Origin of the sequence: Pleomorphomonas sp. JP5 (assembly GCF_023721815.1) — a bacterium.
Classification (GTDB): Bacteria; Pseudomonadota; Alphaproteobacteria; order Rhizobiales; family Pleomorphomonadaceae; genus Pleomorphomonas.
The window spans coordinates 858216-877665 of the sequence record NZ_JAMDLI010000008.1 but is presented as its reverse complement, the minus strand read 5'-3'; the positions used below and the strand labels follow the sequence as shown (position 1 = coordinate 877665).

The 19450-nt window shown below is 63.6% G+C and carries 14 protein-coding genes and 1 tRNA gene; 6 read left to right on the top strand and 9 right to left on the bottom strand.

Annotated features, from left to right (window positions below):
• Positions 1-4: 4 nt before the first annotated feature.
• Both gltA and gltX read right to left on the bottom strand, forming a co-directional pair.
• Positions 5-1297, bottom strand: coding sequence for a citrate synthase (gene gltA, locus M4J40_RS15185; protein WP_251755112.1), 1293 nt, complete (start codon positions 1295-1297; stop codon positions 5-7).
• A 365-nt stretch (positions 1298-1662) separates the two neighbouring features.
• Positions 1663-3087: a glutamate--tRNA ligase gene (gene gltX, locus M4J40_RS15180; protein WP_251755109.1), complete on the bottom strand. Its 1425-nt coding sequence runs from the start codon at positions 3085-3087 to the stop codon at positions 1663-1665.
• A gap of 156 nt (positions 3088-3243) precedes the next feature.
• Here gltX and M4J40_RS15175 point away from each other — a divergent pair, with 156 nt between their 5' ends.
• On the top strand, positions 3244-5418 hold the full coding sequence (locus tag M4J40_RS15175) for a ComEC/Rec2 family competence protein (RefSeq protein ID WP_251755108.1): 2175 nt from the start codon (positions 3244-3246) through the stop codon (positions 5416-5418).
• Positions 5419-5420: 2 nt separating this feature from the next.
• On the opposite strand, the gene M4J40_RS15170 is transcribed toward M4J40_RS15175, so the two are convergent.
• The 4 genes from M4J40_RS15170 to parE form a co-directional block, all read right to left on the bottom strand.
• Positions 5421-6476: a GGDEF domain-containing protein gene (locus tag M4J40_RS15170; RefSeq protein WP_251755106.1), complete on the bottom strand. Its 1056-nt coding sequence runs from the start codon at positions 6474-6476 to the stop codon at positions 5421-5423.
• A 222-nt stretch (positions 6477-6698) separates the two neighbouring features.
• Positions 6699-8243 (bottom strand): DEAD/DEAH box helicase, encoded by a 1545-nt coding sequence (locus M4J40_RS15165; protein ID WP_251755105.1) that lies wholly within the window; start codon positions 8241-8243, stop codon positions 6699-6701.
• A 445-nt stretch (positions 8244-8688) separates the two neighbouring features.
• Positions 8689-9582 (bottom strand): prohibitin family protein, encoded by an 894-nt coding sequence (locus M4J40_RS15160; RefSeq protein ID WP_251755103.1) that lies wholly within the window; start codon positions 9580-9582, stop codon positions 8689-8691.
• Between the two features lie 192 nt (positions 9583-9774).
• Positions 9775-11817: a DNA topoisomerase IV subunit B gene (parE, locus tag M4J40_RS15155; protein WP_251755102.1), complete on the bottom strand. Its 2043-nt coding sequence runs from the start codon at positions 11815-11817 to the stop codon at positions 9775-9777.
• Positions 11818-12040: 223 nt separating this feature from the next.
• On the opposite strand from parE, the gene M4J40_RS15150 reads away from it, so the two are divergent.
• The 3 genes from M4J40_RS15150 (at position 12041) to M4J40_RS15140 (ending at position 14112) form a co-directional block, all read left to right on the top strand.
• On the top strand, positions 12041-12247 hold the full coding sequence (locus tag M4J40_RS15150; RefSeq protein WP_251755100.1) for a hypothetical protein: 207 nt from the start codon (positions 12041-12043) through the stop codon (positions 12245-12247).
• A 66-nt stretch (positions 12248-12313) separates the two neighbouring features.
• Entirely contained in the window at positions 12314-13561 is a 1248-nt protein-coding gene (locus tag M4J40_RS15145) for an Hsp70 family protein (RefSeq protein WP_251755098.1), read from the top strand.
• A gap of 68 nt (positions 13562-13629) precedes the next feature.
• Entirely contained in the window at positions 13630-14112 is a 483-nt protein-coding gene (locus tag M4J40_RS15140) for a hypothetical protein (protein WP_251755097.1), read from the top strand.
• A 104-nt stretch (positions 14113-14216) separates the two neighbouring features.
• On the opposite strand, the gene M4J40_RS15135 is transcribed toward M4J40_RS15140, so the two are convergent.
• The 3 genes from M4J40_RS15135 to M4J40_RS15125 all read right to left on the bottom strand — a co-directional run bounded on the left by M4J40_RS15135 (position 14217) and on the right by M4J40_RS15125 (position 17106).
• Positions 14217-15044, bottom strand: a complete 828-nt coding sequence (locus M4J40_RS15135) for a shikimate 5-dehydrogenase (RefSeq protein ID WP_251755095.1) — start codon at positions 15042-15044, stop codon at positions 14217-14219.
• A 173-nt stretch (positions 15045-15217) separates the two neighbouring features.
• On the bottom strand, positions 15218-16627 hold the full coding sequence (gene glnA, locus M4J40_RS15130) for a type I glutamate--ammonia ligase (protein ID WP_251755093.1): 1410 nt from the start codon (positions 16625-16627) through the stop codon (positions 15218-15220).
• 140 nt (positions 16628-16767) lie between these two features.
• Positions 16768-17106, bottom strand: a complete 339-nt coding sequence (locus M4J40_RS15125) for a P-II family nitrogen regulator (RefSeq protein ID WP_026790983.1) — start codon at positions 17104-17106, stop codon at positions 16768-16770.
• A gap of 383 nt (positions 17107-17489) precedes the next feature.
• Here M4J40_RS15125 and M4J40_RS15120 point away from each other — a divergent pair, with 383 nt between their 5' ends.
• Positions 17490-19043, top strand: coding sequence for an NAD(P)H-hydrate dehydratase (locus M4J40_RS15120; RefSeq protein ID WP_251755092.1), 1554 nt, complete (start codon positions 17490-17492; stop codon positions 19041-19043).
• Between the two features lie 249 nt (positions 19044-19292).
• Positions 19293-19369: transfer RNA gene (locus tag M4J40_RS15115), tRNA-Met, on the top strand.
• Positions 19370-19450: the final 81 nt, after the last annotated feature.

Below are 19450 nucleotides of genomic sequence, written 5' to 3'. Positions count from 1 at the left end.
TGCCTCAGTCGCGCTTGTCGTACTCCACGTAGTCGCGCTGCGGCGCGCCGATATAGAGCTGGCGCGGACGGCCGATCTTCTGGCTCGGATCCTCGACCATTTCCTTCCACTGGGCGATCCAGCCGACGGTACGGGCGACGGCGAACAGCACGGTGAACATGGAGGTCGGGAAGCCCATCGCCTTCAGCGTGATACCCGAATAGAAATCGATGTTCGGGTAGAGCTTCTTCTCGATGAAATACTCGTCGCTGAGCGCGATCCGCTCCAGTTCGACGGCCACGTCGAGCAGCGGGTCATCCTTGATGCCGAGCGTCTGCAGCACTTCGTGGCAGGTCTGCTGCATGATCTTGGCGCGCGGGTCATAGTTCTTGTAGACGCGATGACCGAAGCCCATCAGGCGGAACGGGTCGTTCTTGTCCTTGGCGCGGGCGATATATTCGGGGATGCGATCCACCGACCCAATCTCGGCCAGCATGTTGAGCGCCGCTTCGTTGGCGCCGCCATGCGCCGGACCCCACAGGCAGGCAATGCCGGCGGCGATGCAGGCGAACGGATTGGCGCCGGACGAACCGGCAAGGCGCACCGTCGAAGTCGAGGCATTCTGCTCGTGGTCGGCGTGCAGGGTGAAGATGCGATCCATCGCCCGAGCGAGAACCGGGTCCACCTTGTAGTCTTCGGCGGGAACCGCGAAGCACATGTGAAGGAAGTTCGCCGCGTAGTCGAGGTCGTTCTTAGGATGGATGAACGGTTGGCCGATCGAGTACTTGTAGGCCATGGCCGCGATCGTCGGCATCTTGGCGATCATCCGGTGGGAAGCGATCATCCGCTGGTGCGGATCGGAGATGTCGATTGAGTCGTGATAGAAGGCCGACAGCGCGCCGACCGTGCCGACCATCACCGCCATCGGATGGGCGTCGCGACGATAACCCTGGAAGAAGCGGGTCATCTGCTCGTGAATCATCGTGTGGCGGGTGATATGGCGGTCGAACTGCTCCTTCTGCGCGTGAGTCGGCAGTTCGCCGTAGAGCAGAAGATAGCAGGTCTCGAGATAGTCGCCTTCAAGCGTCAGCTGCTCGATCGGGTAGCCGCGGTAGAGCAAAACGCCCTTGTCGCCATCGATGTAGGTGATCTTGGATTCGCAGGCGCCAGTCGACGTATAGCCCGGATCGTACGTGAAGTGGCCGGTCTTGCCATAGAAGGAGGAGATGTCCATCACGCTCGGACCGATGCTTGCGTCCTTGAGCGGGAACTCATAGGTCTTGTCATCGATGGTGACGGTTGCGTTCTTCGTGGTCATTCGGTCGGATCTCCAGCAGAGGTGATCGGGTGGACCAGGCCAATGAGGGGAAGGACAAATCGTTTACGCTTACGTAAACTGCAGGCCAACCTCCCAGTCGCATGTCGATCTTCACGTAGCGGAAAATCCCTACTCCGGCAAGCCGTCGAATTGGCGGTCAGACTTGCCATTTCGGCTGAGGTGCGGAACCACACCGTTGCCATGGGAGTTGTTGTTTCGGTGAGCTTTTTCACCCCGTAGGGTGCTCCGCCTTGCTGAGCTTGGCACGAAGCTTTTCGCCTTCCCGCGTTTCTGCTCGCAAGGAAGTGAAAACCCCGCCGCGGCGGGGCCGGGCGGGGTTGGCGATTTTCAGCTCTTTTGGGAGATCAGCCGGCCAATGCGTCACTGATGCGGCCAAGCGCTTCGTCGCGGCCGAGCACGGCGAGGACATCGAAGATCGGCGGCGAGGTTGTGCGGCCGGTGGCGGCGGCCCGAAGGGGCTGCGCCACTTTGCCGAGCTTGAGGCCGGTTTCGGCCGCGTAGGCACGCACGATTTCCTCGGTGGCGGCAGCGGTCCATTCCGGCAATGCCGTCAGGCGCGGCAGCAGCTCGGCCAGCGCCGCCTTTCCGGAGGCGTCGAGCAGCGCAGCCGCCTTTTCATCGGGAGCCAGCGGCCGGCTGGCGAACAGGAAGCCGGCATTGTCGATCAGTTCAAGGAGCGTCTTGGCGCGTTCCTTGAGGCCAGGCATGGCGGCGGCGAGCTGCGCTTTCTTGCCTTCGTCGAGCTTCGCCTTGAGATCCTCGCCGCCGGGAATGTGGTCGAGCAGGGCGACGACGTGGTTCACCAACTCGTCGTCTGGCGTCTGGCGGATGTAGTGGCCGTTCAGATTCTCGAGCTTGCCGAAATCGAATCGCGATGGCGAGCGGCCGATACCCTCGAGGTCGAACAGAGCGATCATCTCGTCAGGTGACAGAATCTCCGCGTCGCCATGCGCCCAGCCGAGTCGGACGAGGTAGTTGCGAAGCGCCACCGGCAGGTAACCCATGGCGCGATAGGCCTCGACACCCAGCGCGCCGTGGCGCTTCGAGAGCTTGGCGCCGTCCGGTCCGTGGATCAGAGGGATGTGCGCCACCTTCGGCATGTCCCAGCCGAGAGCATCGTAGATGATCTTCTGGCGCGCCGTATTGGTCAGGTGATCGTCACCACGGATGATCTGGGTCACGCCCATGTCATGGTCGTCGACGACCACCGCATGCATGTAGGTGGGCGTACCATCCGAACGCAGGATGATGAAGTCGTCGAGATCCTTGTTGGGGAACGTAACGGTGCCCTGCACCGCGTCCTCGATCATCGTCTCGCCGTCCAGCGGCGCCTTGATGCGCACCGACGGCTTGACGCCGGCAGGAGCCTCGGATGGGTCACGGTCACGCCAGCGGCCATCGTAGCGCGGCGGCAGGCCGTTCGCCTTGGCGGTCTCGCGCATCTCGTTGAGCTCGTCGGGCGTGCAATAGCAATAGTAGGCCTTGCCCGCAGCGACCAGCTCGCGCGCCACGTCGGCGTGACGATCGGCACGCTTGAACTGGGAGATGGGCTCCCCCTCCCAGGTGAGGCCCAGCCAAGTCAGGCCGTCGATGATCGCGTCGACCGCGGCCTGCGTCGAACGTTCGCGGTCGGTGTCCTCGATGCGAAGCAGCATCTTTCCGTCGTGCCGCTTGGCGTAGAGCCAGTTGAAGAGCGCCGTCCTCGCGCCTCCAATGTGCAGAAAACCGGTGGGGGATGGCGCAAAACGCGTGACGACGGGCGTGGACATCGACAATAGTTCCGAAAATACCAGGGTTGGCCCGGAAAGGACGGCGGACCGTCGTCGGCCGGACATAGCGTGGACGGCGTCTTACAGGAAAGCCGCGCGTTTCGCAAAATAAGTTCGCGGCCACGGCCGCGTCGGCAACCGAAATAGGCGGCGAGTGTGACGGTCGGGACCGAGACAAGCATCGAGCGCCACGGCCAGGGGCGGTCTCCAATCGGCGCGCAATGGCGTCGCGTGGTCTCGACACTCCGGAAGTCTTTCGCCCGCGACCTTGATGACGGGCGTGGGTTTCTCTGGTGGCCGGTTGCCGCCGCTGTCGGTGCGGCCATGTACTTCGCCCCGATCAGCGAGCCTTCCGCGATCGAGTTCGCGCTCGTCGGATCTGGTTTCGCGGTCATGCTCGTCGTGATCGTCCGTCTGTCGCCGTCGGTGCCATTGGTGCCGATCCTCATCTGCCTCGCCTGTGCCGGCTTCCTGCATGCAGCCCTGATGACGCGGCTTACCGCTCATCCAGTGTTTCCCTTCGAGCGAACCGTAAAGCTGCGCGGGCATGTCGTGGCCGTCGAGGATAGGGGAAAAGGCGCGGTACGCCTGCTCGTTCAGCCGGCCGAGATGGAGCCTGCCCCAAGGGCAGGCATGCCGCCGCTCGTTCGCGTGACGACTCGTGGGGCGCTGACGAAACCCGGTGAGGCCGTGTCGATGCTGGCGCGTCTCGCGCCGCCGATGCCGCCTCCTCTTCCGGGTGGCTACGACTTTGCTCGCGTCGCATGGTTTGCCGGCATCGGTGCCAGCGGGTTCTCCTATGGGAGCGTCAAGCCGTGGCCGGACGCGCCTTCGCCTGGCATGAAGTTCACCATTCTCAGCCGCATCGAAACCTTGCGTACGGTCGCGGCGGGGCGCATTCGTCAAGCTCTTCCCGGCGATGCCGGGGCCATCGCGGCCGCGCTGATCGTTGGTGACCGAGGTAGCATTTCACGCCCGACCAACGAAGCCATGCGCATCGCCGGCGTATCGCATGTGCTGTCGATCTCCGGCATGCACATGAGCCTTGTTGCCGCCTTTCTGTTTGGCGGCATCCGTCTTGTTCTGGCGCTGATTCCTGCGCTGGCGCTGACCCTGCCGATCAAGAAGATCGCCGCCGTGCTGTCGATGGTCGGGACCGGCGCCTATTTCGTCGTCTCGGGCATGGGCGTGCCGGCGGAGCGGTCGATGATCGTCGTGGCGGTGTCGCTGATCGCGGTGCTGATCGATCGTCGCGCACTGTCGCTGAGAGTGGTGGCGGTTGCAGCTCTGATCACCTTGGCCTTTTCGCCGGAGGCGGTGATGGAGCCCGGTGCGCAAATGTCGTTCGCAGCCGTCGTGGCGCTGATGGCCGGGCTCGAAGCTTGGCGCTCCAGGCGAGGTGAGACGGGGGACACCGGCGACGTCAACTTGCTCGCCCGCATGGTGCGGCGGTTCGCGCTATGGGTCATGGCCGCTTTGGCAGCGACCGTGCTCGCCGGTTTCGCGACGCTGCCGATGGCGCTCTATCACTTCGGCCGTCTGGCACCGCTGAGCATGATCGCCAACCTCGTTACCGAGCCACTGGTGTCGTTTGTGATCATGCCGGCGGCGCTCGTTTCGGCACTGGTGATGCCGCTCGGTCTTGAGAGGCTGCCGCTTGCCATCATGGGCTTCGGCATCGATGGCATGATCGCTGTGGCCCGAGCCGTTGCCGACTGGACGCCCGGCGGCGGCCTATACGGTCGCCCCATCGGGTGGACCATGCTGGCCGTCGCTGCGGGCGGGCTCTGGGTCTGCCTGTGGCGCGGCCGAAAGCGTTGGCTCGGGCTTGCGCCGATTCTCGTTGGCTTCGCCTTCGTACCCGTTGGTGTGCCCCCGGGGCTCATCGTCGCGGGGGATGGATCACTGGTCCTTGTCAGGGAGGAGAGTGGCGCCTGGTACAAGATTGGTCAAAAGGGCGGTTTCACGCTCGATGTGTGGATGGCGGCCCTGGGCATCGATCCGGCCCTGCTGCCTTCACTGGATAGCGACACGATCTGCGACGCCGAGGCGTGTTTCCTGAACGCTGGGAAGGGCCGTCCATCGGTGTCGGTTGTCAGTCGACCGTTCGCTTTTGGCGACGATTGCGCGATCGCCGACGTTCTGGTGTCCGGCCTGGAAGCGCCGCGATGGTGCCATCCGTCCGGCATGCTCATCGACGGGCGTCAACTCGCTTCGACTGGAACGCTTACTTACGATATCCGGATGGAAGGCGACGGCGGCATGCGTGTTGAGGAAACCGGTCGCGTGCTCGGCAATCCGCGTAGGCCGTGGCTTGCACCGACGCGTTGACGCTATGCTTCCTCGCCGGCGGAGGTGGCGAGCATCGCCTCGGTGCACACCCGATTGCGACCGGCTCTCTTGGCCAGGTAGAGGGCCGTGTCGGCGCGCTCGATCAGCGAGATGGCCGTGTCGCCCGCGTGGTAAGTCGCCACTCCGACGGAAACGGTGACGAAGCCGAGCGTTTCGCCGGTCGACCGCTTCTTCAACTCCTTCTCCTTGACGCTCTCCCGGATGCGTTCTGCCAACGCCTCGGCTCGCGAGAGGCTGGTTTTCGGAAGGATAATGGCGAACTCCTCGCCACCGTAGCGACACGCGAGGTGGTGCCCCTTGATCGCCTGCTTGACCGAAAGAGCTACCAGACGCAGCACCTGATCACCGGTCTGATGGCCGAAGCTGTCGTTGAACGACTTGAAGTTGTCGATGTCGGTAATGAGAAGAGAGAGAATGCCGTCCGTCTCGACGGCGTTGGCCACCGCTCTCTCGAGGGACTGGTCGAAGTGCTTGCGGTTGGCGAGCGTCGTCAGCTCGTCCGTCAGCGTCTCGAAACGCAAGGACTCCAGGCTTTCCTTGAGTTCTGAAATCTGCCGTTGGCTGTCGGCGAGCTGCCCTTCGAGCTCACGATTGACCTTCTCCGTTGCGCGTGTGGCAACAAGAAGGTCCCCGACGATACCGCGAAGACGTGACGGGTCGGGCTCGGCGCTGAGTTCGGTCGAGGCTTCGGACAGCGTCCCCGCATAGTTTGTGCTGGCGGCGATCGTTTTGTTCATCACGGTCATGACGCCTTCGATTTCGCCGGAGATACGACCGCCGACATCCTCAATGCGATCGGACAGGCGCGAAGGTGAGATGAACTGGTTGTAGATGGCGAGCAACTCCGCCTTGTCGATGCGGCCTTTGCTGCGAAGAATGTCGTTCACTGCGCGATTCAGCGCATGGTTGAACCCTGCGCAATAGTTGTACCAGAGCTCATAGTTTCTCGGGTAAGCGGCGTTCTCGTTACGCCGCAGCTGCGCCACGGCGGCCTCACCGTAACCGATCGTCCGCAAAAACTCTTCACGGTGCGCCATTGTCGCTGCCCATCGCTCCTCTCGTGACCTGCCATTTGATAGACCGCAGGCATGAATTGAGCGTTAAGCAAAGGTGGACGCGATCGCTAAAGCTTGAGCTTTCCGCCACTGGCCTGACGCCCTGTGGTGTTTTTTTCCGACCGCCAGACGCGAAATGCCACACTGCAAACGAAAACGGCGGCCTGGAAGGCCGCCGCACCAAGATTGAGAGTTATGCTCCGCTCAGTTCGCCGACTTGGCGATCCGCACCGGCCTCAACAGGAAGGCCGGCACATGGTCGCCAAGTCCGATGACGGTGGGGCCGTCATCGGTGTCGCGGCGCGGCAGCGGACGCGGGCGCTCTCCGGCGCGAACCGGCTGACGCGCGCCTGACCGCTCGGTCTTCGGCTCGCGCTCCGGCCGGGCCTCGCGCTCTGGCTTTGCTTCGCGTTCGGGGCGGGCACTGCGGCTCCGGCTCGGACGTGGAGCCTCCTCGGCCGAACTCTCGGCGGCGTCCGACGGCGCGGCCTCCTGGCGAGTGCGACGCGAGCGAGACGGAGCCCGAGCTTCGTCGCCGTCCGCCTTAGAACGGGAGCGGCGCGGCTCCTTGCCTTCGGCGGTCTTGCGGCCGCGCGACCGCTTGCGTGCTTCCGGATCGAAGACGATCGGATCGCCGATCCATTCGATGTCCGTGGTGATCAGCTTCTCGATGGCGGAGAGATGCTTCTCATCGTCCTGCGTGATGATCATCACCGCCGTGCCCGACCTTCCGGCCCGGCCCGTACGGCCGATGCGGTGAACGTAGTCCTCCGCGTGGATCGGCACATCGTAATTGAAGACGTGGCTGACATCGGGAATGTCGAGACCGCGCGCCGCCACGTCGGACGCCACGAGCAGGGTCAGTGCGCCCTTCTTGAAGGCGTCGAGCGTCGCCATGCGGGCGCGCTGGTCCATGTCCCCATGCAGGGCGCCGACGTTGAACCCGTGACGGACGAGGCTACGGAACACCACGGCCACATCGCGCTTGCGATTGCAGAAAACGATGGCGTTCTTGAGGTCCTGGGCGGCGGCGATCTGCGCGCGCAGTGTCTCGCGCTTCTCGAAGTCCTCGGTGCCCGAAACGACGAGGCGCTGAGCCACTGTCGTAGCGGCGCTCGCCGGCTTCGAAACCTCGACCTGGACCGGGTTGTTGAGGAAGTTCTCGGTCAGCGCCTGAATTTCGGGCGGCATGGTGGCCGAGAAGAACAGCGTCTGGTGGTTCTTGGTGACCAACTTGCAGATGCGCTCGATGTCGGGGATGAAGCCCATGTCGAGCATCCGGTCGGCCTCGTCGATGACGAGGATCTCGACGCCGGTCAACAGTAGGCGGCCGCGCTCGAAATGATCGAGCAGCCGGCCGGGCGTGGCGATCAGCACGTCGGCACCGCGATCAAGCTTGCGGTTCTGGTCGTCGAACGACACGCCGCCGATCAGCAGCGCGATGTTGAGGTTGTTGTTGATCGAATACTTGACGAAGTTTTCCTCGACCTGCGCTGCGAGTTCGCGCGTCGGTTCGAGGATCAGCGTTCGCGGCATCCGAGCGCGGGCGCGGCCGTTTTCGAGCAGGGTCAGCATGGGCAGCACGAATGCGGCGGTCTTGCCGGTGCCCGTCTGGGCAATGCCGATCACGTCTCGGCCGGCGACGGCATGCGGAATGGCTTCGGCCTGGATCGGCGTCGGATTCGTATAGCCGGCCGCTTCAACGGCCGCCATGACGCTGGCGCTCAGTCCGAGATCAGAAAAACTCATGTGGTGTGCGGTCTCTTGGGTAGGGGGATTCGAACACTGTAGACAGGCAAATCCACGCGCTTCCAGATCAACTTGGAACGATCCGGATATGGTGGGAGACCATATGTGGAATCGTCGGTATGTCAATCAATTCCTGCCAAATTGAGCGTTTATTGTTACTTTCGATGTCATGGGAGCGCTCTCGGAGGCTTTCATGGCAGGCTTTGCATGGTGCTGGTTTTGAGATGATCGCGAGGACCACATCGATGCGTCACTGTTGATCGGCAGATCTTCTTTGAAGGCGAGCAGTTCTACGCACTCTCTCCTCGCAGGTTGGCGCGGGGTGTGCCTGGCACAGCCACTCGAAAGAGGCTCGGCGGGCGCTCGACTGCAAGGCGCGGCGGGCTCTCCGCTCCCGAGCCGCTTTTTTGTGTGGGCCGGGCAACTGATGTTCTTGGGGCGAGTTCTACTTGACCTCGACGAAGGGCAGGGCCGCTCCCGGCAGCATTGTGGCCGGCAGTTGGCCATTCCACCTCTCGGAGTTGGTCAGTCGGATGATCATGTCGCCGTTGGCGTTGAGAGCTTCCGCCCGGGCCCGGATCGCCGCCGCCTCGGCCTCGCCCCTGAGGCGGATGCGCTCGGCATCGGCGCGGGCCTGGATTTGCGTAGCCTGCGCCGCTGCGGTGGCAGTCGCGAGTTGGCTGTCAGCACTGGCTCTCGCCTGCGTAACCGTGATTTCAGCCTGAACTTTCTCACGCTCGGCATTCTGCCGCAGTTTCATCACCTCGATTTCCGCCAACATACGCTGTTCGACCGAATTCTCGTAGGCATCGGAGAAGATGATGTCTTCGATGTTGACCTGATCGATCACCAAGGGGCCTGTAATGCCGGCTCGCACGGCGTCCTCGACGTCGGCCACAAACTTGCCCCGGTTCTGGATGACTGACGCAGCCGTATAACGGCCGAACACCGTCTTGAGGTCCTGGGGTAGCTTCCGAGCGACCAGGCGGGATTCCAGACCGTCAACGCCTGAGAACTGTCGGTAGACCTTGTCCACATCTGCCGGGGGCACGTGATAAACCACCGATACGGACAAGTTGGCCGGCTGCTGATCCTGACTGTAGGCTTCCAGACTGCTGTCGCCCGACCACTTAAGCGCCCGTTGCGTCACGTCGATTTTTACGACGGTCTCGAAGACCGGCAACTTGAAATGAAGTCCCGGCTCGACGGTTGCCACAAAGGCACCATTTCGAAGGAGCACGCCGCGCTCGGTCTCCTGAACCGTGAACCAGGCACTGTTCAGAAGAGCCAACAACACCACCGCAAGAAGGGCCAAAACGCCGAGGCGAACGTAGGTCATTGCTGGAGTATCCTTCGGAGGACGTGGGCGCGGCATGATGGAGCGCCTGCATGCCGTCTGCAACTTCTACGCGGTGAGGGCGCCGGATACTGGCGGACCACTAGCAAGCTATTGTTTCTAGTGGAGCTTTTGAATTTGGCATTTGAGCGGGCGCTCTATGTCAGGCGGGACTCAAATGTCAAATTCGCTCCACTAGATGTCCAGATCCTCGGCGAACTCGGCATTCTCCTGGATGAACTGGAAGCGACCTTCAGGCTTGTTACCCATCAGGCGCTCGACTGAATCCGCCGTCCGCTCCGCTTCGTCCTCCACCAGAACGACCCGCAGAAGCGTGCGTGTCTTCTTGTCCATGGTGGTTTCCTTGAGCTGCGACGGCATCATCTCGCCGAGGCCCTTGAAGCGGCCGATCTCGGGCTTCTTGTTCTTGAAGGTCGTGCGCAGCAGCTCTTCACGATGAGCGTCGTCTCGGGCGTAGATGGTCTTGCCGCCGTGGGTCAGGCGGTAGAGCGGCGGCACCGCGAGATAGAGGTGACCGCCACGGATGAGCTGCGGCATCTCGCGGTAGAAGAAGGTGATCAACAGCGAGGCGATGTGTGCGCCGTCGACGTCGGCGTCAGTCATCACGATCACCTTGTCATAGCGGAGATCGTCCTCGCGATAGTGCGAGCGGGTGCCGCAGCCGAGGGCCTGCAACAGGTCGGACAGCAACTGGTTGGCCGTCACCTTGTCGCGGCCGGCGCTCGCCACATTGAGGATCTTGCCGCGCAGCGGCATCACCGCCTGGCTGGCGCGGTCGCGCGCCTGCTTGGCCGAACCTCCGGCCGAGTCACCCTCGACGATGAACAGCTCGGATCCTTGGGCGGCGTTCTGCGTGCAGTCGGCAAGCTTGCCGGGCAGGCGGAGCTTGCGTACCGCGCTCTTGCGGAGAACGTCCTTTTCCTGGCGGCGACGCAGGCGCTCGTCGGCACGCTCGACGATCCAGTCGAGGAGGCGGCCCGACTGCTGCGGCGACGCCGTCAGCCAATGGTCGAAGGCATCCTTCACCGCCGTCTCGACGATGCGAGCAGCTTCCGCCGTGGACAGCTTGTCCTTGGTCTGGCCGACGAACTCGGGCTCGCGCACGAAGACGGACAGCATGGCGCCAGCCGAGGTCATCACGTCCTCGGGCATCACCTGAGCGACGCGCTTGTTGCCTGCCATCTCGCCATAGGCCTTGAGCGAGCGGGTGAGGGCGAGGCGCAGGCCCTGCTCGTGGGTGCCGCCATCCGGAGTGGGGATGGTGTTGCAGTAGGAACTGACGAAGCCGTCTCCAGCGAACCATGAGACGGCCCATTCGACGGTGCCATGACCGCCCGTCCCGACGCGGCCGGCGAACAGGTCGTCGGTGACCCGCTTCTCGCCATCCAGCGCTTCGACCAGGAAGTCCTTTAGACCGCCGGGAAACTTGAAGACGGCTTCGGGCGGCGTCTTCGAACCCTCGACCAGCGATGGGTCGCAGGACCAGCGGATCTCGATGCCGCCAAAGAGATAGGCCTTCGACCGGGCCATCTTGAAGATGCGTGCTGGCTCGAACCGGGCATCTTCTCCGAAAATCTGAGGATCCGGCTTGAAGCGCGTCTTTGTACCGCGCCGGTTCATCGTTTCGCCGAGCCGCTGCAAGCCGCCCTGAGGCACGCCACGCGAGAAGCTTTGCTTGTAGAGTTGACGACCGCGCGCCACCTCGACGTCGAGCCACTCGGACAGGGCGTTGACCACCGAAACGCCGACGCCGTGCAGACCGCCGGATGTCTCGTAGACCTTGCTGTCGAACTTGCCGCCGGCGTGTAGCGTGCAGAGGATCACTTCCAGCGCGGACTTGCCTGGAAACTTCGGGTGCGGGTCGACCGGAATGCCGCGGCCGTTGTCGTTGACGGTCAGGAAACCATCGGCATCGAGACGCACCTCGATCCACGAGGCGTGACCGGCGACAGCTTCGTCCATCGAGTTGTCGATCACCTCGGCGAACAGATGATGCATCGCCTTGTCGTCGGTGCCGCCGATATACATGCCTGGCCGCCGACGCACCGGCTCAAGTCCTTCCAGAACCTCGATGGCGGACGCGTCATAGACCGCCTCAACCGGCGTGGTGGGCTCGGGGCGTGCGCGGGTTGCCTTGGGAGCGCGAACAGGTGCCGTCGTCGAGGCGGCGTTGCTTGCCGGCGGAGGGAGAGTTCCGAACAGGTCGTCCTTTTCCATGCGTTCCGTCTTCGTCCATGGGCCGGCCCTGCCAGCCATTCCGCCTACCGCCGGGCGACGCTGATTCGCGCGCTTCGGAGTTTGCCACGCCAGCGGTGGAAGCGCCAATCTCGTTCTATATGTGTTCCGGCTCGTACACCGGCGATCCGGGTACAGTCAACGCCGTTGAGGCGTTCTTAACCGTGGCGGCGGCAAGCTCCAGAATGTTCATTGGTGGTTTGTCATGCGTCGAAACCAGTATCAAGATGCCGTGTTACGGGAACTCGGAACCGTCCACACCCATGCCTTTGTCGCCGGCCATCGCCTCGGCGGCATGCGGCGTCATCTTCAGGAAGTGGTGGCCGAGCCGCCGCTTACGAGCGGGCTTTTTGCGTTGCCCGCCGTACTGGTGCTGCTCTCTCTGACGGCGCTTGTCCTCCTGCTCGCCTGATTTGAGCTGGCAATCGTCGCTCTGAGGCGTTAGGGAAACCGCCCCCCACTTATTCGGAGAGCGGTCATGGCGGCGGCAGGCCTCGATTTCGGCACGTCCAATACTACCCTCGGCGTCGTTACCGGCGGTCGGGCCGAGATGGTGCGTCTTGAGGGTGATGAGGAAACGCTGCCAAGCGCCACCTTCTACTATCAGGATGGGTCCATCTCGGTCGGCCGCGCTGCCATCGCGGCCTATGTCGGCGGCGAGCACGGCCGACTGATGCGAGCCCTGAAGTCGGTGCTCGGCTCGGCCTTGATGGACGAGACGACGTTGGTCGGCAGGAGCCGCGTCAAGTTCCGCGACGTGCTGAAACGCTACCTCGCGGAAGTGAAGAGGCGCGGCGAAGCGGTGGCGGACAAGCCGCTGACCCACCTCGTCCACGGTCGCCCTGTTCATTTCGTCGACGGCAATCCCGAGGCCGACCGGCTGGCGGAGGCGACCCTGCATGCCATTGCGCGCGATCTCGGCTTCGAGGAAGTGTCTTTCCAGTACGAGCCCATCGCCGCCAGCCTCGACTACGAGCAGCAGCTCTCCCATGAGGAGCTGGCGCTGATCGCCGACATCGGCGGCGGCACCTCCGACTTTTCGATCGTTCGCCTCGGGCCGGAACGGGCAAAAAAGGCCGAGCGCGTCTCCGACGTTCTGGCCAATGACGGCGTCCGCATCGGCGGCACCGATTTCGATCGCCACCTCAGCCTTGGCACGGTGATGCCGCTTCTCGGCTTTCGCTCCAAGCTCGCCCGTGGCGAGCTCGACGTGCCCTCGGTCTATTACCACGACCTCGCCACGTGGTCGGCGATCAATCGCCTCTACGAGTCGCGTGTTCATCGCGAGCTCGTCGACCTCGAGAAGCGCGCAGCCGAGCCGGAGCTCATTCACCGCCTGATGCGGGTCGTCGACGACGAGCGTGGCCATACCCTCGCCATTGACGTGGAGGCAGCCAAGATCTCAGTTGCGGAGCATGGCGCCGTCACCGTGCCGTTCGATTGGCTGGAGCGCGGCCTTTCCACCGATATCGACCATTCCGAGCTTGTTCGTCACACCGGCGACCTCGCAAGCCGCATCGGCGCTCGTGTGGATGCCTGCCTCGAAATGGCCGGCGTGGGAGCTACAGATATCGACGCTGTGTTCCTGACTGGAGGCTCCACCCGGCTCGAGCATGTTCGCACCGCCATTCTGGCGTCAGTGCCAGAGGCGCGCGTCGTCACCGGCAACGTGTTCGGTTCCGTCGGGACCGGCCTCGCTGTCGAGGCGGCCAAACGTTACGGCTGACCCCAAAGGTCGCGCTTGCAGGTACCGGCAAGCGGGTGCCTGATGCACCGACCAGTCGGAGACGGGCTATGAAGATGAGTGGGATGGCGGTGGTCGGTGTCGTTTGGGCGGCCCCAGCGCTGGCGGGTGACTGCGACAGCTGGAAAGCCGGGCTGGAGCAGGAAGAGGAGGGCATGATGATGACCGCTTCGATCTGCGCGATCGAACGGCCTGACGACATGCTGCTGATCACCTGCGGCGGCGAGGGCAAGCTCGGCCTTCGCTTCGTGCCGGCCTTGAACGACGACTTTCCACCCGGTGGCGACATGAACTACCGGTCCGCCTTCGTCTTCACGAGCGGCTCATTGAGCGCCGAAGTCGCGCTCCGCTACGAGGCGATGGACGGTGTGCTGGCTGCGACGCCTCGTCGCGACAGCGACCTTGTCCGCATTCTGAAGTCGGCAGGGCCACTGAGCGTGACCGACAAGGCTGGTATTCTGCCGAAGGCAACCTTCACCTTGAAGGGTTCGTCGAATGCCATCGGCAAGGTGGAGCGGGCCTGCTACAGCTAAGCTGTGAAAGCTGGTGGGGCGTCTTGTGGTGACCGGCGCGGTTTCGACCACCGTGTTTCGCTTGATGGAAATGGAAACAACCGAGATGCCGACGACCTGACAGTTCAGGCGCTTCGCGCGTAGGCGGCTGCCTCCTTCACTTGCTCCTCGCTGGGATACACGCCGGTGTAGAGCACGAACTGCTCGAGCGCCTGCAGCACGGCCACGTCGGCTCCGGAAATGCGCTTGCGCCCGGCTGCTGCCGCTGCCCGCATCAACGGTGTCTCGACAGGGAGCGCCACCACGTCGAACACCGTCTCGGCCGCTTCGATCGCTTCAGGAGGGAAGGCCAGCGTCTCCGCCTCGACGCCGCCTGCCATTCCGACCGGCGTGGCATTGATGATCAGCGGCGCCGTAAGTCCTTCGGAGGTCTCCGCCCAGTCGAAGCCGTAGAGATCGGCCAGCGCTCGGCCGGTCGTCCTGTTGCGGGCAATGATCGCGCCGGAACGATGGCCGCGATTGCGCAAGGCCGCTGCCACAGCCTTGGCCATGCCGCCTGAGCCGGCGAGAAGGAAGGGTGTCGAGGGCGCTATTTCCGCTTGGTCGAGCAGGTCGAGAACCGCACTGTAGTCGGTGTTGTAGCCGGTCAGCCAACCGTCGTCGTTGAGAATCGTGTTGACGCTGTCGATGGCCGCTGCCGATCCTTCGATATGATCGAGCAGCGGGATGACCGCTTCCTTGAACGGCATGGAAATGGCGCAGCCCCGAATCCCCAGGGCGCGGACACCTCCGATCGCCGCAGGCAAGTCCTTGGTCGTGAAGGCCTTGTAGATGTAGTCGAGACCGGTGAGCTCATAGAGCCGGTTGTGAAAACGCGAGCCGAACTTCCCCGGTCGGCCGGCCAGAGACATGCACAGTTTTGTCGACGGACCGATGGCGGGTTTGTCGGGCATGTTCCGATCTCCGTTTGTAAGCTCGGTTTAGCATAGGCGCGCGGCTGGCCGACGGGAAGTCGCGGTCGGCCGGCTATCCCCGGGGCAACGAAAAAGCCGCCCGACCTTGCGGCGGGGCGGCTCATCGAAACCGGACGCCTCGTCGGCGTCCGGATTGGCTCTGGGGACCTGCCTCAGACCGAGTAATACATGTCGAACTCGACCGGATGCGGGGTCATCTCGTAGCGCATGTTCTCTTCCATCTTCAGCTCGATCCAGCTGTCGATGAAATCGTCGTCCATGACGCCACCGGCCTTCAGGAAGTCGCGGTCCGCGTCGAGCGAGGCCAGTGCCTCACGCAGCGAGCCGGCAACGGTCGGGATGGACTTCAGCTCTTCCGGCGGAAGGTCGTAGAGGTTCTTGTCCATGGCGTCGCCCGGATGGATCTTGTTCTTGATGCCATCGAGGCCGGCCATCAGAAGGGCCGTGAAGCAGAGGTACGGGTTGGCGGCCGGATCCGGGAAGCGGGTCTCGACGCGCTTGGCCTTGGGGTTGGTCGTGTAGGGGATGCGGCAGGAGGCCGAACGGTTGCGGGCCGAGTAGGCCAGAAGCACTGGCGCCTCGTAGCCCGGAACCAGACGCTTGTAGCTGTTGGTCGACGGGTTGGAGAAGGCGTTGATGGCCTTGGCGTGCTTCAGGATGCCGCCGATGTAGTAGAGGCAGGTCTCGCTGAGGTCGTTGTACTGGTTGCCAGCGAACACCGGCTTGCCGTCCTTCCAGATCGACTGGTGGACGTGCATGCCCGACCCGTTGTCGCCGAACACCGGCTTCGGCATGAACGTGGCCGTCTTGCCGTAGGCGTGGGCAACCTGGTGGATCGCATACTTGTAGATCTGCAGGTGGTCGGCCATGCGGGTCAGGCTCGAGAACTTCATGCCGAGCTCATGCTGGGCAGAGGCCACCTCGTGATGGTGCTTCTCGACGACGACGCCCATCTCGGCCATGGCCGACAGCATCTCGGAGCGCATGTCCTGCAGGCTGTCGATCGGCGGCACCGGGAAATAGCCGCCCTTGGTGCGGACGCGGTGGCCGAGGTTGCCCGACTCGTACTCGGTGTCGCCGTTGGTCGGCAGCTCGACCATGTCCAGCTTGAAGCCGGTGTTGTAGGGCGTCGCCGAGAAGCGAACGTCGTCGAACACGAAGAACTCGGCTTCCGGACCGAAGAACACGCTGTCGCCGATGCCGAGCGTGGCAACGTAGGCCTCGGCCTTCTTGGCGATCGAGCGCGGGTCGCGGCTGTAGGACTGCCCCGAGGAGGGGTCGACGATATCGCAGACGATGACCAGCGTGGTCTGAGCGAAGAACGGGTCGATGAAGGCCGATTCCGGATCGAGGATCAGCGTCATGTCGGATTCGTTGATGGCCTTCCAACCGGCGATCGACGAGCCGTCGAAGGCAGTGCCATTCTCGAGCATGTCCTCATCGACGAGGCCGATATCGAAGGTCACGTGCTGCCACTTGCCTTTCGGATCGGTGAACCGCAGGTCAACGAACTTGACGTCGTTGTCCTTGATCATTTTCAGAACATCAGCACCAGTGGTCATTTGCCCTTCCTTTCGGGTTTCTGGTCTTGCTGGAGCGCTTTTCGGCCAACGGTCTGGCCGATCCGAACGCTCCAATTTCCCTGGGTTGTCCTCATTTGCCGCTCTGTCGCCCACTCTTGCTGTCGGCGAAGCGCGCGAGGTCAGATTGCGTCGTTGCCGGACTCGCCGGTACGGATGCGGATGGCGTCCTCCACGGGCGACACGAAGATCTTGCCGTCACCGATGCGGCCTGTCTGCGCCGCATTGCGGATCGCATCGACGGCCTTGGCGACCATGTCGTCCGTCATGACAACCTCGATCTTCACCTTCGGCAGGAAGTCGACGACATATTCGGCGCCCCGATAAAGCTCGGTATGGCCCTTCTGCCTGCCGAAGCCCTTGGCTTCGGTGACGGTGATGCCTTGAAGCCCCACTTCCTGCAGCGCTTCCTTCACCTCGTCCAGCTTGAAGGGCTTAATGATAGCCTCGATTTTTTTCATCGACCCCTTGTCTCCGTTGCTCCAGGCGCCCGCGCGAGGCGTTTTTCGCCCTGCGCCGACCGAGACGCACCCTCTCAAGCATTCGACGTGCCAGTTCGAGGGCGAGCCGGATCCTGGCGAAAAATGAGGCGACTGGCGGTCAGTCGTGGGGAGGTATATCGAAGTTTGCCCAATGGCGCGGCCTAATTGTTGTGCAAATGGGACTCAATTGGGCAGCCGTTGGCCGCGTTAGAACTTTGTTCGCCAGTCCTCGCGTGGCCGAGCTCAACGCGCCGAACCGCGCGGCTGCGCCAATTTGTTGCTTTTCCTCCAAGGGTGTAGATGGGAAGGGCTTGTGTGCTGGGTGGACGGCGCATGCGCCTGAGGTCGAGGGAGTGAACCGAATGCAGGGCGAGTTGTTGCTGACTCCAGCGGAGATGAGCCGCGCCGACGCGTTGACCATAGCGGCGGGCATTTCCGGCGAACGGTTGATGGAAAATGCCGGCTACGCCGTTGCCGACGTCATCTGTGCCCGCTTCAGTCAGGGCGCTCGGGCCATCGTACTCTGCGGCATGGGTAACAACGGCGGTGACGGCTTCGTCATTGCCCGCGTTCTCAGACAACGCGGCTTTGTCGTGCGCGTGGCGCTGGCCCTCCCTGAGGGGATGACCGTTCGTGATCTCAAGGGCGATGCCGCTGGCGCAGAGAGGAGCTGGCGCGGCGAGACCGTGCCGGCAACCCCAGCGCTGTTCGATGGTGCGACGGTCATCGTCGACGCACTCTATGGCGCCGGACTCAGCCGTGACGTATCCGGGCGCGATGCCCAGCTGATCGCTGCCGTCAACGCCGCTCGCGCCGAGGGCGCGCGGGTTTATGCAGTCGATCTTCCGAGCGGCATCGACGGCCGTACCGGTGAGGTTCGTGGAACGGCAGTCCTTGCCGACGAGACGGTCACCTTCTTCCGCCGCAAGCCGGGACATCTGCTTCTTCCTGGGCGCACGCATTGCGGTCGCCTGCGTTTGGCCCAGATCGGCATCGACTCGGGAGTGCTGGCCAAGATCGCACCGAACACCGCGGCGAACGGCCCAGCGCTTTGGGCAAACTGCTGGCCGGCGGCCGCCGTCGACAGCCACAAGTACAGTCGGGGCGCTGCGCTGGTGGCATCGGGGCCGCTCCCCTCCTGTGGCGCGGCCCGTCTTGCCGCCGAGGCGACGCTTCGGGCGGGAGCTGGCATCGTCACCGTGGCAACGCCTCCGGATGCGGTTGCCACGGTTGCCGGCTGGCGCGCCGCCTTTGTCGTCAGGCCCGCCGCCGACATGGCGGAGCTCGCGGCACTCCTTGGCGAGCCGAGGCTTCGGGCCGCGGTGCTGGGGCCGGGGCTCGGTCTCGGCGATGACGTCTGGCTGGCGGTGCGCGCGGCGCTCGAGGGCAGAATGGCGCTCGTGCTCGACGCCGATGCCATCACCCAGGCCTCTCGTCACCCCGAGGAAACCTTCGCTCTCATAAAGAAGCGCGAAGGGGGAGTTGTGTTCACGCCGCACGAGGGGGAGTTTGGGCGGCTGTTTCCGGATGTCGGTGGCTCGAAGCTCGATCGCGCCCGCGAGGCGGCTGCGCGATCCGGTGCGGTCGTTCTGCTCAAGGGGCCGGATACGGTGATCGCCCATCCCGACGGCCGCGCCGTCATCAACGAGAACGGCACGGCGGCGCTCGCCACCGCCGGATCGGGCGATGTTTTGGCCGGCATTATTGGTGGGCTGCTTGCGGCCGATCGCCCGGCCTTCGAGGCGGTGGCGCTCGCCACCTGGATGCACGGCGAAGCTGGCCGGATGGCCGGACCGGGGTCGCTCGCCGACGAGATAGCCGCCGCTCTGCGCGGTGTGCTGGCCGCCGGCTGCCCCGAAGCGCAAATGGCGTTCGGCGGGGAGGGCGAGGTTGACGGCCTAATCGCCACGGACTGATGCGCTTCCGTCCCAAACAGGAAGGTCTCGGCTGACGCGATGGCTGGAAAGCGGAGCGCAGGCCTGCTTTCCACTGGATGGAATAGCAAACGGCTCATCGGCGGAATCCCGGATTTCCGGGGTTTTCTGAAGGTCGCCTCCGTTTTTTCGAGCAAGCTTGTCTATTTAGTCGAAAAAATGCCTGACGGGGCTTTCCCTTTCGCCGGCAAGCCGCTATATACCGCCCGTCGCCGCAAACACGGCGCTTGACGCGGGGTGGAGCAGCCCGGTAGCTCGTCAGGCTCATAACCTGAAGGCCGCAGGTTCAAATCCTGCCCCCGCAACCAAACAACTATAAACCCCAGCAAACTCAACGAGTTGCTGGGGTTTTGTTTTGGTATGTCTATCCTGCGCCTAAAAAACAGATA